Annotated in this window: 1 protein-coding gene and 1 pseudogene; both read left to right on the forward strand. The window is 57.2% G+C overall.

Features of this window, described 5'->3' with window-relative positions; translation table 11 throughout:
* Window positions 1–3: 3 nt before the first annotated feature.
* Window positions 4–72: pseudogene (locus tag FJV41_RS57105) on the forward strand (hypothetical protein); the annotation flags it as partial.
* Window positions 73–99: 27 nt separating this feature from the next.
* Window positions 100–593, forward strand: a 494-nt coding sequence (locus FJV41_RS49675) for a histidine kinase dimerization/phospho-acceptor domain-containing protein (RefSeq protein WP_281291662.1), incomplete at its 3' end; no start/stop codon positions are given.

Here is a 593-nt window from a genome sequence, read left to right on the forward strand (position 1 = left end):
CCTGTGCGACGGCTTGCGCACCAACTGAGGTCCTTGTCCGCGGACAATTTGCGTCCGCGCTTGGATGGTGCTGGCCAGCCCGCAGAACTTGTTCCTCTCGTGGAGCAGTTCAACGGCCTGCTCGGCCGGTTGGATCTTGCATACACCCAACTCGAAGGATTCAACGCAGACGTTTCACATGAGCTTCGGACTCCTTTAGCAATCCTCGTCGCCAGCAATGAACTTGCGCTGCGTCACCCGGGGAATTTCGATATGGCGGATGTGCTGTCCTCCAACCTTGAGGAGCTACACCGCCTCACTGGCATCATCAACGATATGCTGTTCCTGTCGCAGGCAGATAGGGGCGCCACCGCTAGACGTTCTTTTGTTCCAAGTCTCGCTGCAGTTGTCGAAAGGGTCGTTGAATACCACGAGGCAGCCTTGGCGGATGCTGATCTGCGTCTGAAGGTCGCAGGCGACAGTACAGGCCATTTTGATGAACCGCTGCTCCGGCGTGCCGTCTCCAACCTGATCAGCAACGCCACGCAGTACGCCAAATCTGGCACCGAGGTTGAGGTGAGCATAGCCGCAGTGTCAGACAAAGAGGTAAGTCT

Source organism: Myxococcus llanfairpwllgwyngyllgogerychwyrndrobwllllantysiliogogogochensis (genome assembly GCF_006636215.1).
Classification (GTDB): Bacteria; Myxococcota; Myxococcia; order Myxococcales; family Myxococcaceae; genus Myxococcus; species Myxococcus llanfairpwllgwyngyllgogerychwyrndrobwllllantysiliogogogochensis.